This window comes from Streptomyces sp. enrichment culture, from assembly GCF_964273145.1.
Classification (GTDB): Bacteria; Actinomycetota; Actinomycetes; order Streptomycetales; family Streptomycetaceae; genus Streptomyces.
Genome location: NZ_OZ186873.1, coordinates 5,535,240 through 5,558,976, shown reverse-complemented (window position 1 = coordinate 5,558,976; position 23,737 = coordinate 5,535,240). Strand labels below are relative to the sequence as shown.

At 72.4% G+C, this 23,737-nt stretch carries 18 protein-coding genes; 9 read left to right on the top strand and 9 right to left on the bottom strand.

Annotation, left to right across the window (positions count from 1 at the left end):
• The first annotated feature begins 45 nt into the window (after positions 1 to 45).
• Together ACSU6Z_RS24710 and ACSU6Z_RS24705 are read left to right on the top strand one after the other, a co-directional pair.
• Entirely contained in the window at positions 46 to 1,203 is a 1,158-nt protein-coding gene (locus tag ACSU6Z_RS24710) for an acyl-CoA dehydrogenase family protein (protein ID WP_437048839.1), read from the top strand.
• A gap of 1 nt (position 1,204) precedes the next feature.
• Positions 1,205 to 3,238: a SpoIIE family protein phosphatase gene (locus tag ACSU6Z_RS24705; protein WP_437048837.1), complete on the top strand. Its 2,034-nt coding sequence runs from the start codon at positions 1,205 to 1,207 to the stop codon at positions 3,236 to 3,238.
• Between the two features lie 169 nt (positions 3,239 to 3,407).
• Here the strand turns inward: ACSU6Z_RS24705 and ACSU6Z_RS24700 are convergent, their stop codons facing one another.
• The 4 genes from ACSU6Z_RS24700 to ACSU6Z_RS24685 are packed head-to-tail and all read right to left on the bottom strand — an operon-like array spanning position 3,408 to position 8,879.
• A complete protein-coding gene (locus ACSU6Z_RS24700) occupies positions 3,408 to 5,789 on the bottom strand; it encodes a beta-glucosidase family protein (RefSeq protein ID WP_437048835.1) in 2,382 nt (793 codons plus the stop codon).
• Positions 5,786 to 6,616 carry a carbohydrate ABC transporter permease gene (locus ACSU6Z_RS24695; protein ID WP_437048833.1) on the bottom strand — a complete coding sequence of 277 codons (831 nt, stop codon included), beginning with the start codon at positions 6,614 to 6,616 and terminating at the stop codon, positions 5,786 to 5,788. Before ACSU6Z_RS24695 ends, ACSU6Z_RS24700 begins: the two co-directional genes overlap by 4 nt.
• Entirely contained in the window at positions 6,613 to 7,569 is a 957-nt protein-coding gene (locus ACSU6Z_RS24690) for a carbohydrate ABC transporter permease (protein ID WP_437048831.1), read from the bottom strand. The genes ACSU6Z_RS24695 and ACSU6Z_RS24690 overlap by 4 nt, the downstream gene beginning before the upstream one ends.
• A gap of 5 nt (positions 7,570 to 7,574) precedes the next feature.
• Positions 7,575 to 8,879, bottom strand: a complete 1,305-nt coding sequence (locus tag ACSU6Z_RS24685; RefSeq protein ID WP_437048829.1) for an ABC transporter substrate-binding protein — start codon at positions 8,877 to 8,879, stop codon at positions 7,575 to 7,577.
• 138 nt (positions 8,880 to 9,017) lie between these two features.
• Here ACSU6Z_RS24685 and ACSU6Z_RS24680 point away from each other — a divergent pair, with 138 nt between their 5' ends.
• Positions 9,018 to 10,040, top strand: coding sequence for a LacI family DNA-binding transcriptional regulator (locus tag ACSU6Z_RS24680; protein ID WP_437048828.1), 1,023 nt, complete (start codon positions 9,018 to 9,020; stop codon positions 10,038 to 10,040).
• A gap of 52 nt (positions 10,041 to 10,092) precedes the next feature.
• Here ACSU6Z_RS24680 and ACSU6Z_RS24675 read toward each other — a convergent pair whose 3' ends face one another.
• Positions 10,093 to 11,175, bottom strand: coding sequence for an endo-1,4-beta-xylanase (locus ACSU6Z_RS24675; RefSeq protein ID WP_437048826.1), 1,083 nt, complete (start codon positions 11,173 to 11,175; stop codon positions 10,093 to 10,095).
• Between the two features lie 352 nt (positions 11,176 to 11,527).
• Here ACSU6Z_RS24675 and ACSU6Z_RS24670 point away from each other — a divergent pair, with 352 nt between their 5' ends.
• From ACSU6Z_RS24670 to ACSU6Z_RS24650, 5 genes are all read left to right on the top strand, one after another.
• Positions 11,528 to 12,892, top strand: coding sequence for an endo-1,4-beta-xylanase (locus ACSU6Z_RS24670; protein ID WP_437048824.1), 1,365 nt, complete (start codon positions 11,528 to 11,530; stop codon positions 12,890 to 12,892).
• Between the two features lie 248 nt (positions 12,893 to 13,140).
• The gene (locus tag ACSU6Z_RS24665) at positions 13,141 to 13,536 is read left to right on the top strand and encodes a hypothetical protein (RefSeq protein WP_437048822.1); all 396 of its coding nucleotides are present in this window, start codon (positions 13,141 to 13,143) and stop codon (positions 13,534 to 13,536) included.
• Positions 13,533 to 15,425, top strand: a complete 1,893-nt coding sequence (locus ACSU6Z_RS24660) for a caspase family protein (RefSeq protein ID WP_437048820.1) — start codon at positions 13,533 to 13,535, stop codon at positions 15,423 to 15,425. The genes ACSU6Z_RS24665 and ACSU6Z_RS24660 overlap by 4 nt, the downstream gene beginning before the upstream one ends.
• Before the next feature lie 123 nt (positions 15,426 to 15,548).
• On the top strand, positions 15,549 to 16,613 hold the full coding sequence (locus ACSU6Z_RS24655) for a lipoate--protein ligase family protein (RefSeq protein ID WP_437048818.1): 1,065 nt from the start codon (positions 15,549 to 15,551) through the stop codon (positions 16,611 to 16,613).
• Positions 16,614 to 17,008: 395 nt separating this feature from the next.
• Positions 17,009 to 17,686: a hypothetical protein gene (locus ACSU6Z_RS24650; protein WP_437048816.1), complete on the top strand. Its 678-nt coding sequence runs from the start codon at positions 17,009 to 17,011 to the stop codon at positions 17,684 to 17,686.
• A gap of 269 nt (positions 17,687 to 17,955) precedes the next feature.
• On the opposite strand, the gene ACSU6Z_RS24645 is transcribed toward ACSU6Z_RS24650, so the two are convergent.
• The 3 genes from ACSU6Z_RS24645 to ACSU6Z_RS24635 form a co-directional block, all read right to left on the bottom strand.
• Complete coding sequence (locus tag ACSU6Z_RS24645; protein ID WP_437048814.1) at positions 17,956 to 18,978, bottom strand: TIGR03842 family LLM class F420-dependent oxidoreductase; 1,023 nt, start codon at positions 18,976 to 18,978, stop codon at positions 17,956 to 17,958.
• Positions 18,979 to 19,360: 382 nt separating this feature from the next.
• Positions 19,361 to 19,957, bottom strand: coding sequence for a UbiX family flavin prenyltransferase (locus ACSU6Z_RS24640; protein WP_437048813.1), 597 nt, complete (start codon positions 19,955 to 19,957; stop codon positions 19,361 to 19,363).
• Between the two features lie 135 nt (positions 19,958 to 20,092).
• Positions 20,093 to 21,562, bottom strand: a complete 1,470-nt coding sequence (locus tag ACSU6Z_RS24635; protein WP_437048811.1) for a UbiD family decarboxylase — start codon at positions 21,560 to 21,562, stop codon at positions 20,093 to 20,095.
• 190 nt (positions 21,563 to 21,752) lie between these two features.
• Between ACSU6Z_RS24635 and ACSU6Z_RS24630 the strand changes: the two genes are divergently transcribed.
• Positions 21,753 to 22,169, top strand: coding sequence for a MarR family winged helix-turn-helix transcriptional regulator (locus ACSU6Z_RS24630; protein ID WP_437048809.1), 417 nt, complete (start codon positions 21,753 to 21,755; stop codon positions 22,167 to 22,169).
• Positions 22,170 to 22,264: 95 nt separating this feature from the next.
• On the opposite strand, the gene hydA is transcribed toward ACSU6Z_RS24630, so the two are convergent.
• Positions 22,265 to 23,671 (bottom strand): dihydropyrimidinase, encoded by a 1,407-nt coding sequence (hydA, locus tag ACSU6Z_RS24625; protein ID WP_437048807.1) that lies wholly within the window; start codon positions 23,669 to 23,671, stop codon positions 22,265 to 22,267.
• Positions 23,672 to 23,737: the final 66 nt, after the last annotated feature.

Sequence of the window (23,737 nt, the reverse complement as noted above, 5' to 3'; positions counted from 1 at the left end):
GCTGTTGTCCCCCGGGACGACAGCACAGCGATGAAGGTGGTTGGGGTGACGAGAGTGGAGCTGGGTACAGCGGTGGCGACCGCCCGACGGCTGGCCGAAGAGGTCCTGGCCCCGCGTGCGGCGTCCGTGGACGCGGAGCGCCGCTGGCCGGCCGAGGGGGTGTCCGCGCTGCGCGCCGAGCTCGGGGGTCTGGTCGTCCCGGAGGACTGCGGGGGAATGGGCCACGGACTGCTGGCCGTGGCCCAGGTCGGTGAGGTCACCGGCCAGGCGTGCGCCTCCACCTCCATCTGCTTTGGGATGCACCTGGTCGCCTCCGCGGTCATCGCCGCGAAAGCCACCGGTGACCAGCGCTCCCGCTACCTCAAGCCGATCGCCGCGGGCGAGCACCTGACCACCCTGGCGCTGTCCGAGCCCGGCACCGGCGGGGAGTTCTGGATCTCGCAGACCCGGATGACCACCCACGCCGACCAGCTGCGGCTGACCGGCGCCAAGAGCTTCGTCACCAACGGCGGGCACGCCGACTCCTACGTGCTGTCCACGGTCGCCGCGGACAGCGACGCCCTGCCCGGGCAGTTCTCCTGCGTCGTGGTGGACCACGACACGCCCGGCATGACCTGGGGCCCGCCGTGGCAGGGCATGGGCATGCGCGGCAACGACTCGCGCACGCTGAGCCTGGACGCCACCGCCGTGCCCCGCAGCCGCCTGCTGGGCGAAGAGGGCGACGAGATCTGGTACGTCTTCAACGTCGTGGCCCCGTTCTTCCTCATGGCCATGGCCGGCACCTACCTCGGCGTGGCGGCGGCCGCGATGGAGGAGGCACGTGCGCACGTGCTGCGCCGGCAGTACGCCCACAGCGGCAGCACTCCGGCGGCCAGTCCCTTCGTCCAGCACCGGCTGGGCACCATGTGGGCCCGCGTGGAACGCACACGCCGCCTCCTCTACCAGGCGGCCCTCGAAGCCGAGTCGGGAGGCCCCGAGGCACTGCTGGGACTGTGCTCGGCCAAGGCCGAAGTCTCCGAGACCGCCCAGGCCGTCGTCAACGACGCGCTGACCTTGACCGGCGGCATCGGTTACGCCCAAGACGGCCCCCTCCACCGGCACCTGCGCGATGCGCGGGCGGCCCACGTGATGGCTCCGCTCACCGACACCCTGCGGACGTGGACGGGCCGGGCGCTGCTGGGACGTCCGCTGCTGGAGGACTGACATGACCGCCCTGCGCTGTCGTGTGCTCCTGGCGGGTCTGGACGAGGCCGCGGAATCCCTTCTGCGCACGGAGCTGGCCGCGGACGCCGAGATCCAGCGGATGGAACACCCGGAGGCCCCGGGCCCCGACAGCGAGGGACGGCCGACGCTGCTCGTCGTCGGACCCGCCGTCGCCACCCCCAACGGCCTCATCAGCACCCTCAAGGCCCGCATCCCCCAGCTGGCCATCGTCATGCTCGTCGACGACGGGGACCGGCGGAAAACACAGATGCCCTCCCTGCTCACCAGGGAAGACAACCAGGTCACCGCCAAGGACCTGCACCGTCTTCCCGGCATCGCCCGTGCGGCGCTGGAACAGCTCATACGCGCCCACGGCTACCGCACGACGCAGGCCGCCCTCCAGCGCAGTCTGGAGGCGGCCGTCGCGCCCGTCCGCCAGCCCGGCGAGCAGCTGTTCGGCCCCTTGTTCCACCAAAGCCTCGTCGGCGCGCTCGCGCTGGACGACGAGAGCCGGATCATCGCCTGGAACCCCAAAGCCGCAGGCATCCTCTCCCTGACCGGCGGCTCCATCGGCCGTCCGCTGCCCGACCTCTTTCCCGAGCACACCCGCGCGCAGCTGACCGGTCACCTCACGACGGCCGGCGAGAACTCCACCCCGCCCTCGCTGTTCGCACGGATCGTCGACGGCAGACCGCAGCTGCTGCGCATCGGCACCCAGCGGACAACGGCACCCGACGGCACGGTGTACACGCTCGCCGTGCTCGAAGACGTCACCGCCGCCACCGACATGCGGCGGGAGCTGGCGGAGCGGACCAGTCACGCCCTGCTCGCCGGCGACGTGGCGGACGCCATGACGAGCGATGCCCCGCTTCCCGAGCGTCTGCAGCGCTGCGCGCAGGCCGTCGTCGACCGCCTGGGTGCGGCTTTCGCCCGGGTGTGGGTCCTCAAGCCGGAGGAGGACCTGCTGCAACTGGTGGCCAGCGCGGGCCTGTACACGCATCTCGACGGCGGCCACTCACGCGTCAGGGTCGGACAGCTCAAGATCGGGATGATCGCCGCCGAACGCCGCCCGCACCTGACCAACTCCGTCATCGGGGATCCTCACGTCAACGACCAGGAATGGGCCAGGCGCGAGGGCATGACCGCCTTCGCCGGGTATCCGCTGGTCGCCAACGGCGACCTCATAGGCGTGATGGCCCTCTTCTCCCGCGACCCGCTCCCCTCGACCGCGCTGGACGCCCTGGCGGGAATAGCCGACCGGATCGCCGTGGGCATCCGCCAGGACGACCTGCTGAACCGGCTGCGCACCACCACCGAAGCCCTGCAGGCCCCGCTGCTGCCGCCCGCCCTGCCGGCCATGTCCGGCCTGGACATCGCCGCCCGCTACCGCGCCCAGGGCGACAGCCTGCAGATCGGCGGCGACTTCTACGACGTCTTCCCTCTCGACGACGGCCGGTGGGCCCTCGCCCTGGGGGACGTCTGCGGGAAAGGCCCCGTCGCCGCCGCGGCCACCGGACTGGTGCGGCACACCCTGTGGACCGCCACCCAGCAGGACCCCGCACCGGATTACGTCCTGCCCCTCGTCCACCGGGCACTGCGCCGCGACGACAGCCCCTTCTGCACCCTTGTCTACGTCCTCATCGACCCGTGCGCCGCCGAGGGCCCGCGCATACAGGTGACCTCCGCGGGCCACCCGTACCCGATCCTGCGCCGGGCCGACGGCACCACGAGCCTGCTCCGGGAACACGGGCCGATGCTGGGAGTCTTCGACCACCTGCACCACCCGGTGCGTTCCCTCGACCTCCATCCCGGCGACACGCTGGTGCTCTACACCGACGGTTTCACCGAAGGAGCGGGCAACTACCGCTCCCGCGAACCGGAGGACCTCGCCGATGAAGTACGGGCCCTGCGGGTGCCCGCCGGCCGGAGCCCGGCCGAGGAGATCGCCGGGGCCCTGTTCACGTCGGCCCTCGAGCGGTGGGGCGACAGACGCCGCGACGACCTCGCCCTCCTCGCGGTCACCGCGATGCCATGAGCCGCCGGCGCGGCGGCCCTCGCGACCACCCGGTGAGACGGTGCCGCGAGCACGCCCTTGGGGGCCGGCGAGGCGATCCGAGCCGGTGGCCGGCGCTCCCGTGCCGGACCTCCCCGGCCGCCCGGGACCCGGGCGGCCGGGGAGGTCCGGGGCGACCGGGGAGGCCGTGTCATTCCCGCGGCAGCGCTTCCTGGCCGAAGGCCGCGTGGAAGGCGCGCGTGTGGTCCACGTGGCGGGCGGGACCGGTCAGGGTGACCGTCGCCGTCAGGCGGGGGTCGGTGCTGGAGGCGGCCAGGCGCAGTTCCAGCTCGCCCGGCTCGACCACGCGCCGCCCGTCGCGGCCGGTGAAGGAGGCGAGGTCGGCCGGGACCGCGACGCGCACCCGCCGTGCCTCGCCCGGGGCGAGCGGCACCCGGGTGTAGCCGACGAGGCGCTGCACCGGCTGGACGACGGAGGCGACCGGGTCGTGCAGGTAGAGCTGGACGACCTCGGTGCCGTGCCGTTCGCCGGTGTTGCGGACGGTGAGGGCGAGGCGGAACTCGCCGTCCGTGGGCGCCTGGGCGGCCTCCACTTCGAGGTCGCTCCAGTCGAACGACGTGTACGACAGCCCGTGCCCGAAGCCGAACGCGGGCGTGGGGTCGATGCTGGACACCTCGCTGGCGTGTGCGAGCCGCGCGCCGAGGTAGGTGGACGGCTGGGCGCCCGGTCCGCGCGGCACGCTGACCGGCAGGCGTCCGCTGGGGTCGGTCCGGCCGCTGAGGATCCCGGCGAGGGCGGTGGTGCCCTCCACGCCGGGGAAGAACGACTGGACGATCGCGGCGGCCTCGGTGGTGGCGCGGCCGAGCGCGTAGGGCCGTCCCGCGAGCAGGACGGTCACCACCGGCGTGTCCGTGTCCAGCAGGGCGTCGAGGAGCTGCTGCTGGGCGCCGGGCAGGGCGAGCGACTCGGCGTCGCAGCCCTCGCCGCTGGTGCCGCGGCCGAAGAGTCCCGCCCGGTCGCCGAGGACCGCGATGACGACGTCGGCCCGGCGGGCCGCCTGGACGGCCTCCGGGATGCCGAAGACGTCGCCGTCGTCGACACCGGTGCCGGGGACGATCGTCAGCTCCGCGTCGGGGAACTCGCGGGCCAGGGTGTCGCCGAGGGTGGGCAGGCCGATGCCGACCGGGGTGCCGGGGTGGTGGACGCCGACGTGCAGGGGGAAGGAGTAGCAGCCCAGTACCGCCGTCGGCTCGGTGGCGTTGGGGCCGACCAGGGCGATGCGGCGGGGCCGCTCCAGCGGCAGGGTGCCGTCGTTGGTGAGCAGGACGACCGCTTCCTCGGCGACGGCGCGGGCCAGGGCGCGGTTCTCGGGGGTGTCCAGGTCGATCGTGCCGCGCAGCGCGTCCGGGTCGTCCCGGTCGGCGTCGGCGAGGGCGGGCGGGACCGGGTTCCAGTCCGCGTCGAGGAGTCCGAGCATCGCCTTCTGGGTGAGGACCCGTCGCAGGGCGCGGTCGACGACCGCCTCCGGCACCCGGCCCGCGCGCACGGCCTCGGCCAGGGGCGCGCCGAACGTCTTGACGGTGGGCAGTTCCACGTCGACGCCCGCCGTCAGGGCGGTGCCGGCGGCCTCGGCCCAGTCGCCCGCCACGCCGTGCAGGGTCTTGAGGAAGGCGATGCCGAAGTAGTCGGCGACGACGGTGCCCTCGAAGCCCCAGGTGTCGCGGAGCAGTCCGGTCAGCAGCGCCTCGTCGGCCGCCGACGGAACGCCGTCGGTGTCGGTGTAGGCGTGCATGACGGACCGGGCGCCGCCTTCGCGCACGGCCATCTCGAAGGGGGGCAGCAGGATGTCGGCGCGTTCGCGGGGGCCGATGGAGGCGGGGGCGAGGTTGCGTCCGGCGCGGGAGGCCGAGTAGCCGGCGAAGTGCTTGAGGGTGGCGACGACTCCGGCGGACTCCAGTCCCTGGACGTAGGCCGTGCCGATGGAGCCGACGAGGTAGGGGTCCTCGCCGATGGTCTCCTCCACCCGTCCCCAGCGGGCGTCGCGCACCACGTCCAGTACGGGCGCGAGGCCCTGGTGGACGCCGACGGACCGCATGTCGCGTCCGATGGCGGCGGCCATGCGGCGGATCAGGTCCGGGTCGAAGGTGGCGCCCCAGGACAGCGGGACGGGGTAGGCGGTGGCGCCCCAGGCCGCGAACCCGGCGAGGCACTCCTCGTGGGCGAGCGCGGGGATGCCGAAGCGGTTGGCGGCGGCGATGCGGGCCTGGGTGCGGGCCAGGGACAGGGCGCCCAGGGCGGGGTCGACGGGAGCGGTGCCGAAGGGGCGGGTGAGCTGGCCCAGCCCGGCGGGCAGGAGGGCGTCGAGATCGACGGCCTCCTCCATGTCGTGCTGGTGCGGGGCGACTTCACCGCCCTCGTCGGACGCGCCGACCCACACGCCGTACAGCTGGGCGATCTTCTCCTCCGTGGTCATCGCGTCGATGAGCGCGGAGACCCGGGTGGCGACGGAGTGGGCGGGGTCGTTCCAGAGGGGGACTTCGGGGGTGGTCTCAACGGCCACGTTGGCGGTCACTTTCCTCCCACGCCCATCAGCCCCTGGACCAGGGCGCGACGGGCGAACAGGTAGACGAGCAGGACGGGGACCATGGACAGCACCACGGCCCCCAGCAGACCGGGGATGTCGATGCCGTGTTCGGTCTGGAAGTTGTACAGACCCAGGGTGATCACCTTGGTGGAGTCGGACTGGGTCAGGACGAGCGGGAACAGGAAGCCGTTCCAGGCCTGGAGCGCCGAGAAGACGACGACCGTGGACAGCCCGCCGCGGGACAGCGGCAGGACGAGCTGGAAGAACATGCGGCGCGGGGTGGCGCCGTCCATGGCCATGGCCTCGAACAGTTCCGGGGAGATGTCGCGCATGGCGCCGCTGAGGATCAGGGCGGACATCGGCAGGCAGAACGCGGCCGTGGGCAGGATGACGCCGAGGAGGTTGTCGTACAGGCCGGCTTCGCTGATCAGGTAGAACATCGGGACGATCACGGCCTGCGCCGGGATGGCGAGGCCCAGCAGGAACAGCCGGAAGACGTGCGAGGTGACCCTGCTGCGGTTGCGGACGATGGCGTAGGCGAGCGGCGGGACCAGCAGCAGCACGATGCCGATCACGCACGCGGTGACGAGGAGGGTGTTGAGGAAGTACCGGCCGAAGCCGGAGTCGAAGGCCCGGGTGTAGTTGTCGAGGGTGAAGCTGTCCGGGAAGGACAGGGGGCCGTTCTCGGAGTAGTCCGCCCGGGTCCGCACCGTCGCGGCGAGCATCACGTACAGCGGCAGTCCGACCAGGAACAGCCAGACCAGGGAGCCCGCGCCGGCCAGGTAGTTGGGGCGGCTTCTCGTGCCTCGGCTCATGACACACCCTCCATGTCGCTGCGCATCTTGTCGTAGCCGGACACGCGGACGACGATCAGCGAGACGACGGTGGCCGCGATCACCAGGGCGAGGGCGATGGCGGCGCCGGCGCCGAAGTCGAAGCCCTTGAAGGCCTTCTGGTACATGTAGTACGCGCTGATCGTGGTGTCGGTGCCCGGTCCGCCCTGGGTGAGGATGAGGACCGTCTCGAACGTGGTCAGACCGCCGACGATCATCAGGATCATCGAGGTGACGACCGAGTTGCGCAGCTGCGGCAGCGTGATGTGGAAGAACTGCCGGTAGCGGCCCGCTCCGTCGATCTCGGCGGCCTGGTACAGCACCTGCGGGATCGCGCGGGCGGCTCCCTGGTAGATCAGGGTGTGGAACGGGGTGAACTGCCAGGTGCTGACGAACGCCAGCACCCCGATGGCGGTGGCCTGCCCGCCGAAGAGGTTGCCGTCGCCGAACAGCCAGGACACGCGGGACGGGATGCCGAAGTTCGGGTCGAGCAGGGCCCGCCACAGCACGGACACGGCCGTCGCGGACAGCAGCAGCGGGATGAAGTAGACGACCGACAGCACCGCCCGGTTGCGCTGGTGGCCGGCGGCCCAGACGCCCAGCACGATGCTCAGCGGCGTCTGGAGCGCCACGCCGAGCGCGGTGAGCAGCAGGGTCAGCCAGACGCTCTTGAGCATCACCGGGTCGTCGGCCAGGCGCGTCCAGTTGTCGAGGCCGACGAACTCGGGGGAGCCGAGGCCGTTCCAGGTCGTGAAGGACAGCACCGCCACCATGATCAGTGGGACGATGGCGAAGAGGGCGAAGAAGACGGTGGCGGGCAGCGCCCAGAGGAACCCGGGACGCCCCACCCGGGAAGCGGAGGACACCTCCGGCCGCCGCCGGGCCGCCTTGCGGGGTTCGGCGGCGACGGGAGCGCTCGTGGTCTGTGTGGTCATGCGGTTCATTCGGTGGGGAGGGCCTGCATGGCCTCGATGAAGCCGTCGGCGTCGATCTGGCCGCTGAAGAACTGCTGCACGGCCTGGTGGATGGGCGTCATGGCCGACGGCGGGTACGCCTGGTCCCACGACAGCTGGAACGCCGGGGCCTTCTCCACCAGGTCGTACTGGAAGCGCGAGTACTCCGGGTCGGCCGCGGTGTCGAGGAACTTCCTGGTGCTGGTGGTGGTCGGCAGGTTGCCGATGGCCAGCTGCTCCTTGACGAACTCGTCGGAGTACATGAGCTTCAGGAACTCGGCGACGGCCTCGGGGTGCTTGGTCTTCTTCAGCACCGAGTAGAAGTTGTTGGTGTTGCCGACCACGTCGGCCGGGTCGCCCTTGCCGCCGGGGACGGCCGGGAAGGCGGTGTAGCCGAGGGCGGTCTCCGCGAACTCCTTGGCGTCCTCCTGCTGCTGGGCGTAGTACCAGGAGCCCATCAGCTCGAAGCCGGCCTTGCCGGAGGCCAGCAGTGCGGGCGAGGAGCCGTTGGTGTACTTCACGGAGTCGTAGTTCTTGCCGAAGGCGCCCGCGTCGACGAGCTCCTTGAGCATGCTCAGCGCCTTCTTGCTGTCCGCGCTCGCCCAGGCGTCCTTGTCGCCATCCAGGGCCTTCTGGAACAGCTCCGGCCCGGCGACACGGTCGTAGAGGTACTCGAACCACATCATGGTCGGCCAGCGGTCGCCGGCGCCCAGGGAGATGGGCGTGACCCCTTCGTCCTTCAGCTTCTCCACCGCGTCCAGCAGCTCGTCCCAGGTCGTGGGCGGCTTCACCCCGGCCTTGTCGAGCACCTCCTTGTTGTGGAACAGCAGGACCGGCTGGGTGCCGCGCATCGGGACGCCGTACGCCTTGCCGTCGACGACGGCGCTGTCGAAGACCGTGGGCAGGAAGTTCGCCTTAAGTCCCGGGTCCTTCTCGATGAAGTCGTCCAGCGGCATCAGCAGATCGGCCTTGACGAACGGCTTGATGCTGCCGCCGCCCCAGTTGAAGAAGATGTCCGGTGCCTGCGGCGTGTTGATGATCGTCTGGAGCTTCTGCTGGTAGTCGGCGCCGGGGATGGTGTCGAGGACGACCTTGACGTCGGACTTCTTGTTGAAGGTGTCGACGATCTTCTTCTCGACCTTGTTGGTGGCGTCGCCGTAGACCAGGACGCGGATCTTCCCGTCGTCCGACGCCCCCCCGCCGTCACCGTTGCCGCAGGCCGTCAGAGACAGGGCCAGGGCGAGCGTCGCACCGCAGGCGAGCAGCCGGGGCAACCGCACACGTGTCTTCATCGTTCGCCTTTCGAAAGTTTCGGCTCCATCGCCGAAAGTCCATGCCGTCGGACAGTAGGTGGAGATCCGATTCGTGGTCAACGGTCCTGCACGCACGCGGCCAAACCGTTACCGACGCCCGTGACCTATGCTGCGCCCATGCACGATGACGACGAGGTGAGCGGCAGAGTGACCCTGGCCGCGGTGGCGAAAGAGGCGGGTGTTTCACTACCGACAGTTTCGAAGGTCCTCAACGGCCGTTCTGATGTCTCCCCGGTGACCCGCGCCAAGGTGGAGCAGCTCCTGAGGGTGCACGGTTACCGCCGCAGGCACCACGGGGCGCCGCCCTCGCCACTCGTCGAACTCGTCTTCCACGAGCTGGACAGCATTTGGGCGATGGAGATCATCCGCGGGGTGGAGACCGTCGCGAAGGCCAACAAGGCGACCGTGGTGCTCACCGAGAGCGGCACCCGGCACGCCCCCGCGCCCGAGTGGGTCGAGGGCGTGCTGCGCCGCCGGCCGCTCGGCGTCGTCCTGGTCTTCTCCACGCTCCCCGAGGACGTCAAACGGCACCTGCGGTCCCGTTCCATCCCGTTCGTCATCATCGACCCGGCCGGCGACCCCGACCCGGACGTGCCCTCCGTCGGCTCCGCCAACTGGGCCGGCGGCCTCGCGGCCACCCGTCACCTCACCGACCGCGGGCACCGGCGCGTCGCGATCATCACCGGCCCCGAGGACATGCTGTGCTCGCTGGCCCGCCTGGACGGCTACCGCTCGGCCATGGCGATGGCGGGCCTGGAGGCCGATCCGCGCCTGGTCCGCTTCGGCGACTTCCACGTCCAGGGCGGCTTCACCCACGCCATGGACCTGCTGGACGGCCCGGACCGGCCGACGGCGATCTTCGCGGGCAGCGACCTCCAGGCGCTCGGGGTGCTGGAGGCCGCCCGGCTGAAGGGGCTGAGCGTGCCGGAGGACCTGTCGGTGGTCGGGTACGACGACGTCCCCCCGGCCCAGTGGTCCAGCCCCCCGCTGACCACGGTCCACCAGCCGCTGCGGCACATGGCCGAGGAGGCGACCCGCATGCTGCTGCGCCCCGACGACCCCGGCAAGGCGGCGCAGCGCATCGAGCTGGCGACGCGGCTGGTGGTGCGGCAGAGCACCGCGCCGCCGCGGGACGCGTGACCCGGGGACGCCCGGGACCGGCCGGCGGACCCGCCGGCCGGTCCCGGAACACTCAGCCGGATGCCGCGGACCGGGCCCGCCCCGCCAGCCGGTCCTGGAGCGCGCGGTAGGCCGGCTTGGGCCGGTACTCCTCGTCGAGGACGTTGGCGGCGCCCTCGCCCTCGAAGGTGTCGGGCACCCAGGAGTACTTGTCGGTGAAGCCCCACACGGTGAACGAGACGCAGTGCCGTGCGCGCAGGCAGGCGTCGAGGAGCAGCCGGTACCCCTCGGCCTGTGCGCGCAGCTTCTCCTCGTCGGCCGGCACGACCATGCGTACGTCCGCCTCCGTCACGGCGGTCTGCACCCCCAGCGCGTCGAAGCGCCGGAAGTTGTCGGCCACGCCGTCGGGCAGGCCGTACTGGATGCCGAGGTGCCCCTGGAAGCCGACCCCGTGGACGGGCACGCCCTCGGCGCGCAGGGTGCGGACCAGGTCCAGCACGGCGTCGCTCTTGGGGCCGGCCCACTCGATGTTGTAGTCGTTGTAGAAGAGCTTGGCGCGCGGGTCGGCCGCGTGGGCCCAGCGGAAGGCGTCGGCGATGTAGCCGGGGCCCAGCTCGCGCAGCCAGATGCTGTCGCGCAGGGTTCCGTCGTCGTTGAACGCCTCGTTGACCACGTCCCAGTGCCAGATGCGGCCCTTGAAGTGCCGCACCGTGTCGGTGATGTGGCGGCGCAGGATCGCGCGCAGCTCGTCGGGGGTGAAGTCGCCCGAGGTGAGCCAGGCGGGCAGCTGGCTGTGCCAGACGAGGGTGTGGCCGCGGACCTTCTGCCCGTGCCGCTCGGCGAACCGGACGAGCCGGTCGGCCGCGGCGTAGTCGTACTCGCCCCGCCGCGGTTCGATCACCTCCCACTTCATGACGTTCTCCGGGGTGACGGAGGAGAACTCCGAGCCGGCGAGCGCGCGGTAGGGGGCGTCCTGGGCGAGGGCGGTGGTGTCGACGGCGGTGCCCACGCGCAGCCGGTCGTCCGCGGCGAGCTGCCGCAGCGGCCGGTCCTGCGGGGCGCCGGTCCCCGCGGTCGCGGGACCGGCGGTCGCGAGGGGGAGCAGGGCGAGGGTCGACGTCACGGCGGCGGCCGTGACGAGGCGCAGCACCTTCACGGGCGAGCACTCCTCGGTGTCCGGGGTGTCCGGGGTGTCCGGGACACCTGGTGGCAGCGGGCCGGTGAGGCCCAGCCTGCCTCGAATGTTTCGAAGCCTTTCGGCATGGTGCCGCGTCACCGTATGGGGCAGCCGTCACATCGTCAACAGAGCTTGCCGACCGGAAATCCCCCTCGGCCGCGGTTATCGATTCCTGCACGACCGGTTGACCCGGCGGTCGGTGGGCCGTACGTTCTCCCGCAGCCGCTCGGAAAGATCCCCGAAACTTTCGGATCGACGATTCCGGAAGAGTTCATCCACCCTCCCACCCGCAGGCCGCGCCGACCCGGCGGTGGCCGCAGAAGGGGATGACATGCCCATGCTCCTCACGCGCCGTACGTCTCCGCCCCGGGCCCGCACGGCCCTGGGGGCCGGCCTGGCGGGCCTGCTCGCCCTGACCGGCGTCACCGCCCTGGCCGGGACGGCCGACGCGGCGACGACCCTCGCCTCCGCGGCGGCGGCCAAGGGCCGCTACTTCGGCACCGCCGTCGCGGCCGGCCACCTGGGCGAGGCCCCGTACGTCTCCACGCTCGACACGGAGTTCGACTCGGTCACGCCCGAGAACGAGATGAAGTGGGACGCCGTCGAGCCCACCCGCAACTCGTTCGACTTCTCCGCCGCCGACCGGATCGTCAATCACGCCCAGAGCCGGGGCATGAAGGTGCGCGGCCACACCCTGGTGTGGCACTCCCAGCTGCCGGGCTGGGTCGGCGGCCTGAGCGCGGCCGACCTCCGCTCGGCGATGACCAACCACATCAACCGGGTCATGGGCCACTGGAAGGGCAAGATCCACAGCTGGGACGTCGTCAACGAGGCGTTCCAGGACGGCTCCAGCGGCGCCCGCCGCAGCTCCCCGTTCCAGGACAAGCTCGGCAACGGCTTCATCGAGGAGGCGTTCCGCACCGCCCGCGCCGCGGACCCGGCGGCCAAGCTCTGCTACAACGACTACAACACGGACGGCGTCAACGCGAAGAGCAATGCCGTCTACAACATGGTCAAGGACTTCAAGGCGCGCGGCGTGCCCATCGACTGCGTGGGCTTCCAGTCCCACTTCAACAGCGCCTCCCCCGTCCCGGGCGACTACCAGGCGAACCTCCAGCGCTTCGCCGACCTCGGCGTCGAGGTCCAGATCACCGAGCTCGACATCGAGGGCTCCGGTACCTCCCAGGCCACCAGCTACGGCAACGTGGTGAAGGCGTGCCTGGCCGTCCCGCGCTGCACCGGCATCACCGTCTGGGGCATCACCGACAAGTACTCCTGGCGCGCGAGCGGCACACCGCTGCTGTTCGACTCCGGCTACGCCAAGAAGCCCGCCTACACGGCGGTCCTGAACGCCCTGGGCGGCTCCTCCGGTGGCGGAGGCGGCGGAGGCGCGTCCTGCACCGCCACCTACGCCAAGGCCGAGGAGTGGGGCGACCGCTTCAACGGCCGGGTCACGGTCACCGCGGGCAGCGCGCCCATCAGCACCTGGAGCGTGACGGTCACGCTCACCCCGCCGCAGCGGATCTCCACCACCTGGAACGGCTCGCCCACCTGGGACAGCGGCGGCAACGTCATGACCATGAGGCCCAGCGGCAACGGAAACCTCGCCGCCGGGGCGTCCACCAGCTTCGGCTTCACCGTCATGAAGAACGGCACCGCCACCCCGCCGGCCATCGGGGCGTGCACCGCCTCCTGACCCGTACGGCGGACGGCCTCCCGCGCGCGGCTGCCGCGGGAGGCCCCTTGCGGCAGCACCGGCGCAGCCCCGCACGTCCCGCCCCGAAGTCCCCGCCTCCCTCCCCCCGAGTCCCCCACCCCCGGCCGCGGGCCCGCCACGGCTGATTTGCCCCGCCGCGGCCGGGGGCGGAGACTGGAGGAAGCCGACGTGGAGCCACCCACGATCTGCTCCGCGCCGCCCCTGGCACGATCGAGGGGGCTGAGCCGGTGGAGAGCAACACATTGATGATCCTCCTGTCGGAGGAGGGGGCGGAAGCCGAACGCGTGGCGGAGCTGACCGCCTATCTGCGTGAGGAACTGCTCGCCCTGGACGTGGACGACGTGTCGGCCGCCTCCGGTGAGGACGTCCCGCCCGGGGCGCGGGCCGTGGACGTCGCTCTGATCGGCACCCTCCTGGTGAACCTGGGCACGTCGGCCGCCGCCCTGGCCCAGGTGGTGACCGTGGTCCGCTCCTGGCTGGGCCGGTGCCAGGACCGGCGCCCCTCGCTGCGCCTGACGCTGGACGACGACACACTGGAGATCTCGAAGGCCGGCGACGAGCAGGTCACCGAGGCCTTCGACCTCTTCGTGCGCAAGCACTCCGCGGCGGGGACCCCGCCATGACGGATTCCCGGCACGCTCTGATCATCGCCAACGACCGCTACGACGAGCAGGGGCTCAAGAAACTGCGGGCACCGGCGCAGGACGCCACCGCCCTCGCCGAGGTCCTGCACGATCCGGAGATCGGCGACTTCGAGGTCGAGGTCGTGCGCAACGAACCGGCCCACGTCATCCGCAGACGCATCCAGGGCTTCTTCACCGACCGCCGGCGCGACGACACCCTGGTGCTGCACTTCTCCTGCCACGGGCTCAAGAGCGAGTCCGGCGAGCTGTACTTCGCCGCCAGCGACACCGAACCCCGGATGCTGGACGCCACGGCGGTCCCCGCCCAGTTCGTGCGCGGATGCATGTCCCGCACGCGGGCCGGCAGCACCGTCCTGTTCCTCGACTGCTGCTACGGCGGCGCCTTCTCCAAAGGCTCGTCCTCCGTCCGCGCCTCCGGAGACGTGAACGTACTCGAATCCTTCAGGACCGAGAAGCCGCCCAGCGGGCGGGGCTGGGCCGTCATCACGGCGTCCAACTCCATGGAGTACGCCTTCGAGGGTCCCGACCTCACCGAGGACTCCGGGCCCCGCCCGTCGGTGTTCACCCACGCGGTGGTGGAGGGCCTGAGGACCGGCGAGGCCGATCTCGACGCGGACGGCGAGGTCTCCCTGGACGACCTGTACGACTACGTCTTCGACCACGTACGGGAGCAGAACCCGAACCAGACGCCGAGCAGGACCGTGGAGATGCAGGGGGACCTGCATCTGGCGCACAGCAAGCACCGCCGTATCAAGATCGTCCCCGTCGGTCTCCCGCCCTCCGTGAGGAGCGCCCTCGGCAGCAGGAACGCCTTCGCCCGCCTGGGTGCCGTGGCCGAACTGCGCTCCCGGCTGCGGAACGAGTCCCTCCCCATCGCCGAGGGCGCACGCCAGGCCCTGGAGGAGGTCGCGCGCAACGACATCCGGCAGATCGCCGACGAGGCGAGCAGCGCCTTGCGCGAGGTCCGCCTCCAGCCCGACCCGGCCCGCCTGGACTTCGGGCCGCTGCCGCGGGGGTCGGCACCGCGGCACCGGTCCGTGACCCTGGCCGGGCCGCCCCTGGCCCGCTGCTGCGTGGCCCACTCCACGCACGGCTGGCTGCGGGCCGAGGAGTCGGAGGAAGGTCTGGACGTCACCGTGATCCCGTCCACCGAGGGGCGCCTGAGCGGCGACATCGTGCTCAAGGGGGTCACCGCGGACGCGGTGGTCCACGTGGAGGCGGTGGTGGAACCGGAGCGCGTGGAAGCGCCTCCCCGGGAGAGCGGCCGCGAGCCCCCGCCGACGGTCCGGGCCGAGCCCCCGCCACCCGGCCCCAAGCCATCTCCGCCGACGGTCCGGGCCAAACCCCCGCCGCCCGACCGCGAGCCACCCCCGCCGACGGTCCAGGCCGTATCCCCGCCGCCACCCCCGCCGAGGGTCCGGGCCAAGCCCCCGCCTCCTCCCCCGCCCCCGCCACCCCTTCCTCCGTCCCCGTCCCCGCCCCGGCGGAAGTCCTCCCTCTCCCCCGTCCTCGCGACCGCCGCACTGGCCGCCGCCGTCGCCTCGCTCGTCGCGCTCGCCATGACCGTGGCGCGGGTCGTGGAAGTCGTGGAGAACCAGGTCGGCCCAGGGGCGGTGGGCGAGCTCCAGGCCCAGGTGGAGAAGGCCGGCGTGCTCCCGCCGCTCGTCACCTGCCTGGTCACGGCGGCGGCGGCCCTGGTCCTGGAGGCGTTCGCCCGGCACGATCTGCGAGCGCGGGGCGACCGCTACGGGGCCTGGCCGGCCGGCGCCGCCAGGGCCCTGACCGCCATGGCGAAGGTCCTGGCCGCCCCCGCCCTGACACTGGCCGCGCTCATCGGCATCGCCTACCTCGTGGTGAAGGGCCGGTAACGACCCGCTGCCCGCGCGGCATGCCGGGGGTCACGGGAATCATCCGCCCTGGTCCGGCGTTGGCCGAGGGCGAACGCGGTCGACCGGTCGGGACCGCAGGACCGGGAACGGAGAGACAGTCGGGTGCACGGTGAGTACAAGATCCCCGGCGGCAAGCTGGTCGTCGTGGACGTGGAGGCCGAGGACGGCGTACTGCGCCACGCGCGCGTGGCGGGCGACTTCTTCCTCGAACCGGACGAGGCGCTCGACGCCGTGAACCGCGCCCTGGAGGGCGCCCCGGCGGACACCGACGCGGCCGGTCTGGCGGCCCGGATCGACGCGGCGCTGCCCGAGGGGACCGTGATGTACGGGCTGACCTCGGAGGGCGTCGGCATCGCCGTGCGCCGCGCCCTCGCGCACGCCACGGACTGGACCGACTACGACTGGCAGCTCATCCACGAGGAACCGCAGTCCCCGGCCCTGCACATGGCGCTGGACGAGGTACTGACGAGCGAGGTGGCGGCGGGGCGGCGGCCCCCGACGCTGCGCGTGTGGGAGTGGGGCGCCCCCGCGGTGATCATCGGCAGCTTCCAGTCGCTGCGCAACGAGGTCGACGCCGACGGCGCCGCCCGCCACGGCGTGCAGGTCGTGCGCCGGATCTCCGGCGGCGGCGCGATGTTCGTGGAACCGGGCAACACGATCACGTATTCGCTGTCGGTGCCCGGAGCGCTGGTGCAGGGCCTGTCCTTCCAGGACAGCTACGCCTATCTCGACGACTGGGTACTGGGCGCGCTCGGCGACATGGGGATCAGGGCCTGGTACCAGCCGCTGAACGACATCGCCACCGACCAGGGCAAGATCGCGGGAGCCGCGCAGAAGCGGATCGTGGGACCGGACGGCGGCCCCGGTGCCGTGCTGCACCACGTGACCATGTCGTACGACATCGACGCCGACAAGATGCTGGACGTGCTGCGCATCGGCCGGGAGAAGCTGTCCGACAAGGGCACCAGGAGCGCGAAGAAGCGGGTGGACCCGCTGCGCCGGCAGACCGGGCTGTCCCGTGAGGCCGTCATCGACCGGATGATCGGATCGTTCCGCGGCCGGTACGGGCTGACCCGGGGCAAGGTGACCGACGAGGAGCTGGCCCGGGCGCGGGAACTGGCGCGCACCAAGTTCGCGTCGCCCGCGTGGACGGCCCGGGTGCCCTGAGGTCCGGTCGCCGCGGGTCCGCCGGCCCGGCCGCCCCGGGGCCGGGCGTCCCGCCCCTCGGGCCCACCGCGCGGTGGGCCCGCCGGCCGCCGTTCCCGCGTGGGCGGGGCTCGCCCGCAAGGCGGCGCCGGTGAACGAGCCCCTCCGGCCGGCGGGCGGCAGCCGGCCCGGTTCGGCGACGCCGTCCCCGGAGAGGCCGTACGCGCGCCGGCGCATGCCGGTGAAAACACCCGCACGCGTATGAACCATGCCGAATCGGAGCCGTCGACGGGCCGGTCCCGTCACCGCGCCTGTACACAGTGAGGTGGCACTTCCGCCCCACAGGGACTCGTGTGAAACTGTCGTCCCGTCCGCAGTGCGGACACACTCCGCACCGTCCCCAAGAGAAGTGCGCCGTGCGTTCCCTCCCCCTGCCGCTCGCCCTGGCCGTGCGCCTGGCCCCGGTCGCCGTGCTCGCCACGGCCGGCTGGGCGCTGGCGTCCGAACCGCCGTCCGGACCGCCCGCCGCGGCTCCCGCCACCGGGCACGAGGCCGCCCCCGGGGCCGGGAGCCGGTCCCCTTCCGCCCCCTCGACGCAGGCCGTGCCGAAGACGTACCGCTCCGCCCCCGCGCCGTGCGCCAGCCTGGCCGAGGCGACGGTCTCGTCCCTCGTCCCGGGGGCGAAGAAGGAGGGGAAGGAGATACCGTCCACGGACACGCAGGTGCGCCGCACCTGCTCGTGGAACGCGCTCAAGGAGTACGACTACCGCTGGCTCGACGTCTCCTTCGAGGTCATGGAGTCGGACGAGGCGGCACGGGCGTCGTACGAGGAGCGCCTCGACGACGACCGCGGCGGCGGCGAGGTCCCGGGGCTGGGCGACGCGGCGTACTCCGTGGTGAACCTGGTCACCGAGGACGGGCAGCAGACCCGTGAGGGCACGGTGATCGTCCGCGCGTCCAACGCGCTGGTGGTCGTCACGTACAACGGCAGTGACTTCGAGACGCGGAAGGCACCCGGCACGGACGAGATCAACAAGGGCGCCATCAAGGCCGCGAAGGAAGCGGTGGCCGCGCTGGGGGACGGCCGGGGCTGACCCGCCTCCCTTCCGTACGGGACGGCCGGCCGCCGCCGGACGGCGGCCGGCCTGCGGCGGAGCGGCGGCAGCAGCCTCGACGTGCCCGGCCCCACCGCCCGGCCGTGGTCGGCCGGCGGCGCCGGTGCCGGGACGGGGCGACCGGCGCTCGGCGCTCGGCGCTCGGCGCTCGGCGCTCGGCGGGGGAAGCCGGCGCCGCCGGCCGCGAAGGCGAGGACGGCCCGCCGGTCCCACCCGCCCGCCGGGGGTGACCCGGGTGGCGGAGGGGGTCAGCGGTTCACGGCGGGGATCACCCGCGTCCCGTACGCGTCGATCACGGCCTCCCGCGCGTCGTGCATGGCGTAGACGGCGAACTGGTCGACGCCCAGCGCGCGCAGCGCGTTCAACCTCTCGACGTGCCGTTCGGCCGGCCCGATCAGGCAGAACCGGTCGACGATCTCGTCCGGCACGAACCGGGTGTCGGGGTTGCCGCTGCGCCCGTGGTGGGCGTAGTCGTAGCCCTGCCGTGCCTCGATGTAGTCGGTGAGTTCCTGCGGTACGACGCTGCCGTCCGCGCCGTACCGGGCGACGAGGTCGGCGACGTGGTTGCCGACCATGCCGCCGAACCACCGGCACTGCTCGCGGGCGTGGGCGAGGGCGTCGGGCGAGTCGTCGGCGGTGACGTACGCGGGGGCGGCGACGCAGACCGTCACCTCGGCCGGGTCGCGGCCGGCCGAGACCGCCGCGCTCCTGACCGCCTCGACCATGTACCCGGTCAGGTAGGGGTCGGCGAGCTGGAGGATGAACCCGTCGGCCTCCTCCCCCGCCAGCTTCAGCGCCCTGGGGCCGTACGCGGCCATCCACACCGGCAGTTCGGCGCCCGGCCGGACCCACGGGAACTTCACGACCGTACCGCCGCCGAGGTCGGCCTCCTCGCCGCGGCCGAGCGCCCGGATCACCCTCATCGCCTCGCCGAGGCGGGCCAGGGTGGTGGGCCTGCGGCCGGCGACGCGCACCGCGGAGTCACCGCGGCCGATGCCGCAGACCGTGCGGTTGCCGAACATGTCGTTGAGGGTGGCGAAGGTGGAGGCGGTGACCTCCCAGGTGCGGGTGGCCGGATTGGTCACCATCGGGCCGACCTTCAACCGGGTGGTGTTCGCGAGGATCTGACTGTGGATCACGAACGGCTCCTGCCACAGCACGGCGGAGTCGAAGGTCCAGCCGTGGGTGAAGCCGTTGCGTTCGGCGCGCTTCATCAGGCTGACGACCCGGGCGGCGGGCGGATCGGTTTGGAGAACGAGTCCGAAGTCCATGGCGCCGATCCTCTCGGCAACTCCGCCCCGCGCCAATCCCCCGGACCCCCGGGAACCGGCGTTCGTGCCGGGTCCCGCGGGGTCCGGGAAGGCTCCCGCCGTGCCCGGGACGCCGCCGGCGTTCTCACCCGCCGCGAGAGGCAGACGGGCAGGTGCCCGGCGGCGTCGGCTGCCTGGGGCCACCGCGGCGGCCCCAGGCCGGGAGTTCACCTGCGGGGGCGGCGCACGGACGGGGGCGCCCTCCGAGCGGAACGTCCCGACGGCCTCGGCCCGCGAAAGCGCTCGGGTACCACGCCGAGACAGCCACCCGCCCGGTCACCGGAACCGGAGGAACCCGGGCCCCCCACGCCTTCTCGGCACGGGTCCCCGCCGGCTCCGCCGGTCACTCGGCACGCGGGGTGCGGGGACCGCGCGATGTGGAGGGGCCTTCCCAGCGCACCGCTCGGCCACTGTCCAGGCCGAACTGGTCCATGACACGGGCGACGACGTGGTCGACGAGGTCGTCGATGCTCTGCGGCTTGTTGTAGAAGGCCGGCATCGGCGGCAGGATGGTCGCGCCCATCCGCGACATGGCCAGCATGTTCTCCAGGTGGATGGTGGACAGGGGAGTCTCGCGGACGCCCAGCACGAGACGCCGGCCCTCCTTGACGACGACGTCCGCGGCCCGTGCGACGAGATCGCTGCCGTACCCGGCCCGGATCGCGGCGAGAGTCTTCGCGCTGCAGGGGAGGATCACCATCCCGTCGGTGCGGAAGGAACCGCTGGAGATGGGCGCCGCCTGGTCGTCCGCGCCGTGTGCGACGTCGGCGAGGGCGGCGACGTCCCGGGACGTCCACCCCGTCTCCATGGCGATGGTCGCCTTCGCCCAGCGGCTCAGGACCAGGTGCGTCTCCACCTCCGGCTGCTCCCGCAGTTCCTGCAGGAGCCGGATGCCGAACACGGCCCCTGTGGCGCCGGTCATCCCGACGATCAGTCGCATGAAACAACCTTCCCTGTGCTCGCTCCCGTGTCCGCCCGCGTCGGCGGCACCTCGTCGTCGGCGCCCTGGCGGGCGCCGGCCGGGACGGTCCTGCCGGGCCGTCCCGGCCGCCGGACGGTCCGCCCGGCGGTTGTGTCAGCGCGCGTAGCGCGCCAGTACCTTGGCCCGCACCTCGACCGGGTACGCCTCCTGGAAGGTGCTCTGCCGATCGCGCTCGCCGGGCGCGGGGAGCAGGCCCTCGTGGACCACCTTGGTCGCGCGGGCGGCGTGCCGCTCCTCGGGGGTGTAGCAGGTGAGCAGCGGCAGGATCGGGCCGTCCTCGAAGCGGACCACGCGTCCGTCGGGGTGGACGCGGGTGGCCAGCGCCCACAGCAGGTCCGCGTCGTCGGTAGGGTCGAAGTCGTCGTCCAGCAGGAACACCTGCGGGAGGCAGAGGCCGAACTTGGTGCCGAACACCGCTTCGCCGACGCGGCGCGCGTACTCCTCCGCGCTCACCCCGGGCAGCAGTTCGCGCCAGTTCCCCGGGGCGGTGACGACCAGCCAGTGGCTGGCGGCGCTCAGCGGCGCCCAGGCGGAGGCCGCGGGCAGGCCTGCCTCGCGTATCGCGTCCAGCGCGCCGGCCGCCTCACCGATGCCGGTCACGGTGTGGAAGTCGTCCACCGGCTTGCCCTCCGCGACCAGCGGCCAGATCGGCGCGTCCCGGTGGGTGATGGCCTCCACGCTGTAGACCGGCTGCAGGCCGGTCTCGCGCGGGATGTACCCGGCGAACTCGCCGAACGGCCCCTCCACGCCGTGGCGTTCCACGGACAGGTGGCCCTCGATGACGATCTCGGCGCCGGCGGGAACCATCAAGTCGGACAGTTCGGCCTTGACCACCTCCAGCGGCCGACCGGTCAGCGCCCCGATGTAGGGGGCCTCGTCGACACCGTCGCCGAGCGGGATGCCGCCGACGTACGGGATCGCCGGGTCACCGCCCTGCACCAGCGCGTAGGGCATGGGCTTGCCGAGGTCGGCCCACTGCTGCCAGACCTGGGCGATGTGCTGGGGATGCATGACGAGACCGGTCATGTGCTTGCCGTCGATCATCATGATCCGGGCGATGGACCAGTTGGTCCACGAGCCGTCCGGGGTCTGGGCGATGATCACGCCGTAGGTGTTGACGTAGCGGTTGCCGTCGCCCTCGTGCACGAAGGGGACGGGGAAGCGTTCCAGGTCGGCGTCGTCCCCGCGCAGGACGTTCTGCTTCACCGGGGCCGACTCGGCGGCGACCTCGACGGGCGGCACGCCGGGGCGGTGCCGGGTGGCGACCAGGTGCTCGACGATCTCGCGTCCGGTGGCTTCCGGCCGCAGTCCGACGCTGAGCGCCACCCGCGCGTACGGGCGGTTCGGGTCGGAGCCGAGTGCGGCCGGGGCGCCCAGCAGGCGGAAGCCCTCGGCGACGCCCCTGACGTTCTCGAACAGCGGGGCCGGAAGCCGGCGCTCGGTGCTGTAACGGGTCTGGGCGGCGGCCTCGAGGTGCCAGTCCACCTGATCGTGGACGCGCTCGAGATCGCCCAGCTTCTCCAGCGCGTCGATGTGCTCGCGAAGGTCGGACGGGTGCTGCACGGAACCTCCCGGGAAACATTTATCAGTACACAGATATTCAGTCTACAGATAGTTCGTGTACTGAAATCATCGGGCCCGGCACCCCTCCGGCCGTCCGTGCCAAGATTTCCGGCGGGCGCCCGCACCGTCGCCCCTGTCCCGCACCCCGGCTGCGCTAGCTGCGCTGGAACGATTCGGAGATCCCTCGGTCATGTCCGAGCAGTCCCTCACCGACACCCCCATGCACCTGCTGCGCCGCGCGCTGCAACAGCTCACATCGGTCTGGCAGGCCGAGGTCCCCGATCTCACCGCCCCCCAGTACGCCGTTCTGACCGTTCTCGCCGACTCACCCGGCGTCACCCAGGTCGAGCTCAGCAAGGCCACGGCGATCGACCGGTCCACCATGGCCACCATGCTCGACCGGCTCGCCTCGCGCGGTTGGATCACCCGTGAGGTCGACCCCGCGCACCGCCGTCGCCACCAGGTCCGGCTCACCCCCGAGGGCCACGAGCTCCTGCGGCGCATCGCCCCTGCGGTCGCACGCGTCAACAGCTGGCCCGCCGAGCGGCTCGGCGCCCGGCGTCTGGAGCAGCTCCTGCCGCTGCTGCGGGACCTGTCCGACGTGTGACACCGGACTCGGCGGCCGCGGACCCGCCGGCCTTCCGCACGGGTCCGGAGGCCACGGCGTGGCCCTTCGCGTACGAGCCGGTGCGGCCGGGGCGTTCAGCCCAGGTACTGGCAGGTGGCACGGGGCAGGAAGGTGCCGTGCCCGGCGCGGCCCGTGTACGTCCGCCGGTCGACGACGACCTCTCCCCGGGAGAGAACGGTGTCGACCCGTCCGGTGACGGTCCTGCCCTCGTACGCCGAGTAGTCGACGTTCATGTGGTGCGTGCGGGCGGAGATCACCTGCTCGGCGCGCGGGTCGTAGATCACGACGTCCGCGTCGGTGCCGGGCGCGATGGTCCCCTTCCGCGGGTACAGGCCGAACATGCGGGCCGGGGCGGCGCAGGCGATCTCGATCCAGCGCCGCCGCGAGATGTGGCCGTCCACCACGGCCTGGTGCAGCAGGTCCATGCGGTTCTCCACGCCCGGCAGGCCGTTGGGGATCCTGGAGAAGTCGCCGCGGCCCAGTTCCTTCTGGCCGGCGAAGCAGAAGGGGCAGTGGTCGGTGGAGACGACCTGGAGGTCGTCGGTCCGCAGTCCCCGCCACAGCGCGGCCTGGTGCTCGCGGGGCCTCAGAGGCGTGCTGCACACGTACTTGGCGCCTTCGAAGTCCGGCTCGGCGAGGTTGTCGGCGGACAGGAACAGGTACTGCGGGCAGGTCTCGCCGAAGACCGGCAGGCCCTTGTCGCGGGCCGCGGCCAGTTCGGCGACCGCCTCCTGGGCCGACACGTGCACGACGTACAGCGGGGCCCCGGCGACCCGGGCGAGCTGGATGGCGCGGTGGGTGGCCTCCGCCTCCAGCAGCGCCTTGCGCACCTCGCCGTGGTGGCGGGGATCGGTCTCGCCGCGGGCGAGGGCCTGCTCCACCAGCACGTCGATGGCGATGCCGTTCTCGGCGTGCATCATGATCAGCCCGCCGTTGTCCGAGGCGCGCTGCATGGCGCGCAGGATCTGGCCGTCGTCGGAGTAGAAGACACCGGGGTACGCCATGAACTGCTTGAACGAGGTGACGCCCTCCTCCACGAGGAGGTCCATCTCCTTCAGCGTCTCCTCGTTCACATCGGAGACGATCATGTGGAAGCCGTAGTCGATCGCGCAGTTGCCCTCCGCCTTGGCGTGCCAGGCGTCCAGGCCCTCGCGCAGGGAGCGGCCGACGCTCTGCACGGCGAAGTCCACGATCGTGGTGGTGCCGCCCCAGGCGGCGGCCCGGGTGCCGGTCTCGAAGGTGTCGGAGGCCAGGGTGCCGCCGAAGGGGAACTCCATGTGGGTGTGGACGTCGACGCCGCCCGGTAGGACGTACCTGCCGGTGGCGTCGAGGACCCGCGGCGCCGTGAACGACGCGGCGGCCGGGGTGCCGGACGCGGCGAGGGCGGCGATGCGGCCGTCCTCGATCAGCACGTCGGCGTGGATCTCGTCGGAGGCGGTGACGACGAGGCCACCGCGGATGACGGTACGGCTGCTGCTCATGCTGCTGTTCCCTCTCCTGCCGTGGACGGTGGTGCCGGGGCGCGGTCCGGTGGGAGCGCGGCGCCA

Coding starts and splice junctions, on each gene's coding strand:
- ACSU6Z_RS24705 (WP_437048837.1), top strand. CDS start 1,205: ATGACCGCCCTGCGCTGTCGTGTGCTCCTGGCGGGTCTGGACGAGGCC.
- ACSU6Z_RS24695 (WP_437048833.1), bottom strand. CDS start 6,616: ATGAGCCGAGGCACGAGAAGCCGCCCCAACTACCTGGCCGGCGCGGGC.
- ACSU6Z_RS24690 (WP_437048831.1), bottom strand. CDS start 7,569: ATGACCACACAGACCACGAGCGCTCCCGTCGCCGCCGAACCCCGCAAG.
- ACSU6Z_RS24685 (WP_437048829.1), bottom strand. CDS start 8,879: ATGAAGACACGTGTGCGGTTGCCCCGGCTGCTCGCCTGCGGTGCGACG.
- ACSU6Z_RS24680 (WP_437048828.1), top strand. CDS start 9,018: ATGCACGATGACGACGAGGTGAGCGGCAGAGTGACCCTGGCCGCGGTG.
- ACSU6Z_RS24670 (WP_437048824.1), top strand. CDS start 11,528: ATGCCCATGCTCCTCACGCGCCGTACGTCTCCGCCCCGGGCCCGCACG.
- ACSU6Z_RS24660 (WP_437048820.1), top strand. CDS start 13,533: ATGACGGATTCCCGGCACGCTCTGATCATCGCCAACGACCGCTACGAC.
- ACSU6Z_RS24645 (WP_437048814.1), bottom strand. CDS start 18,978: ATGGACTTCGGACTCGTTCTCCAAACCGATCCGCCCGCCGCCCGGGTC.
- ACSU6Z_RS24640 (WP_437048813.1), bottom strand. CDS start 19,957: ATGCGACTGATCGTCGGGATGACCGGCGCCACAGGGGCCGTGTTCGGC.
- ACSU6Z_RS24630 (WP_437048809.1), top strand. CDS start 21,753: ATGTCCGAGCAGTCCCTCACCGACACCCCCATGCACCTGCTGCGCCGC.
- hydA (WP_437048807.1), bottom strand. CDS start 23,671: ATGAGCAGCAGCCGTACCGTCATCCGCGGTGGCCTCGTCGTCACCGCC.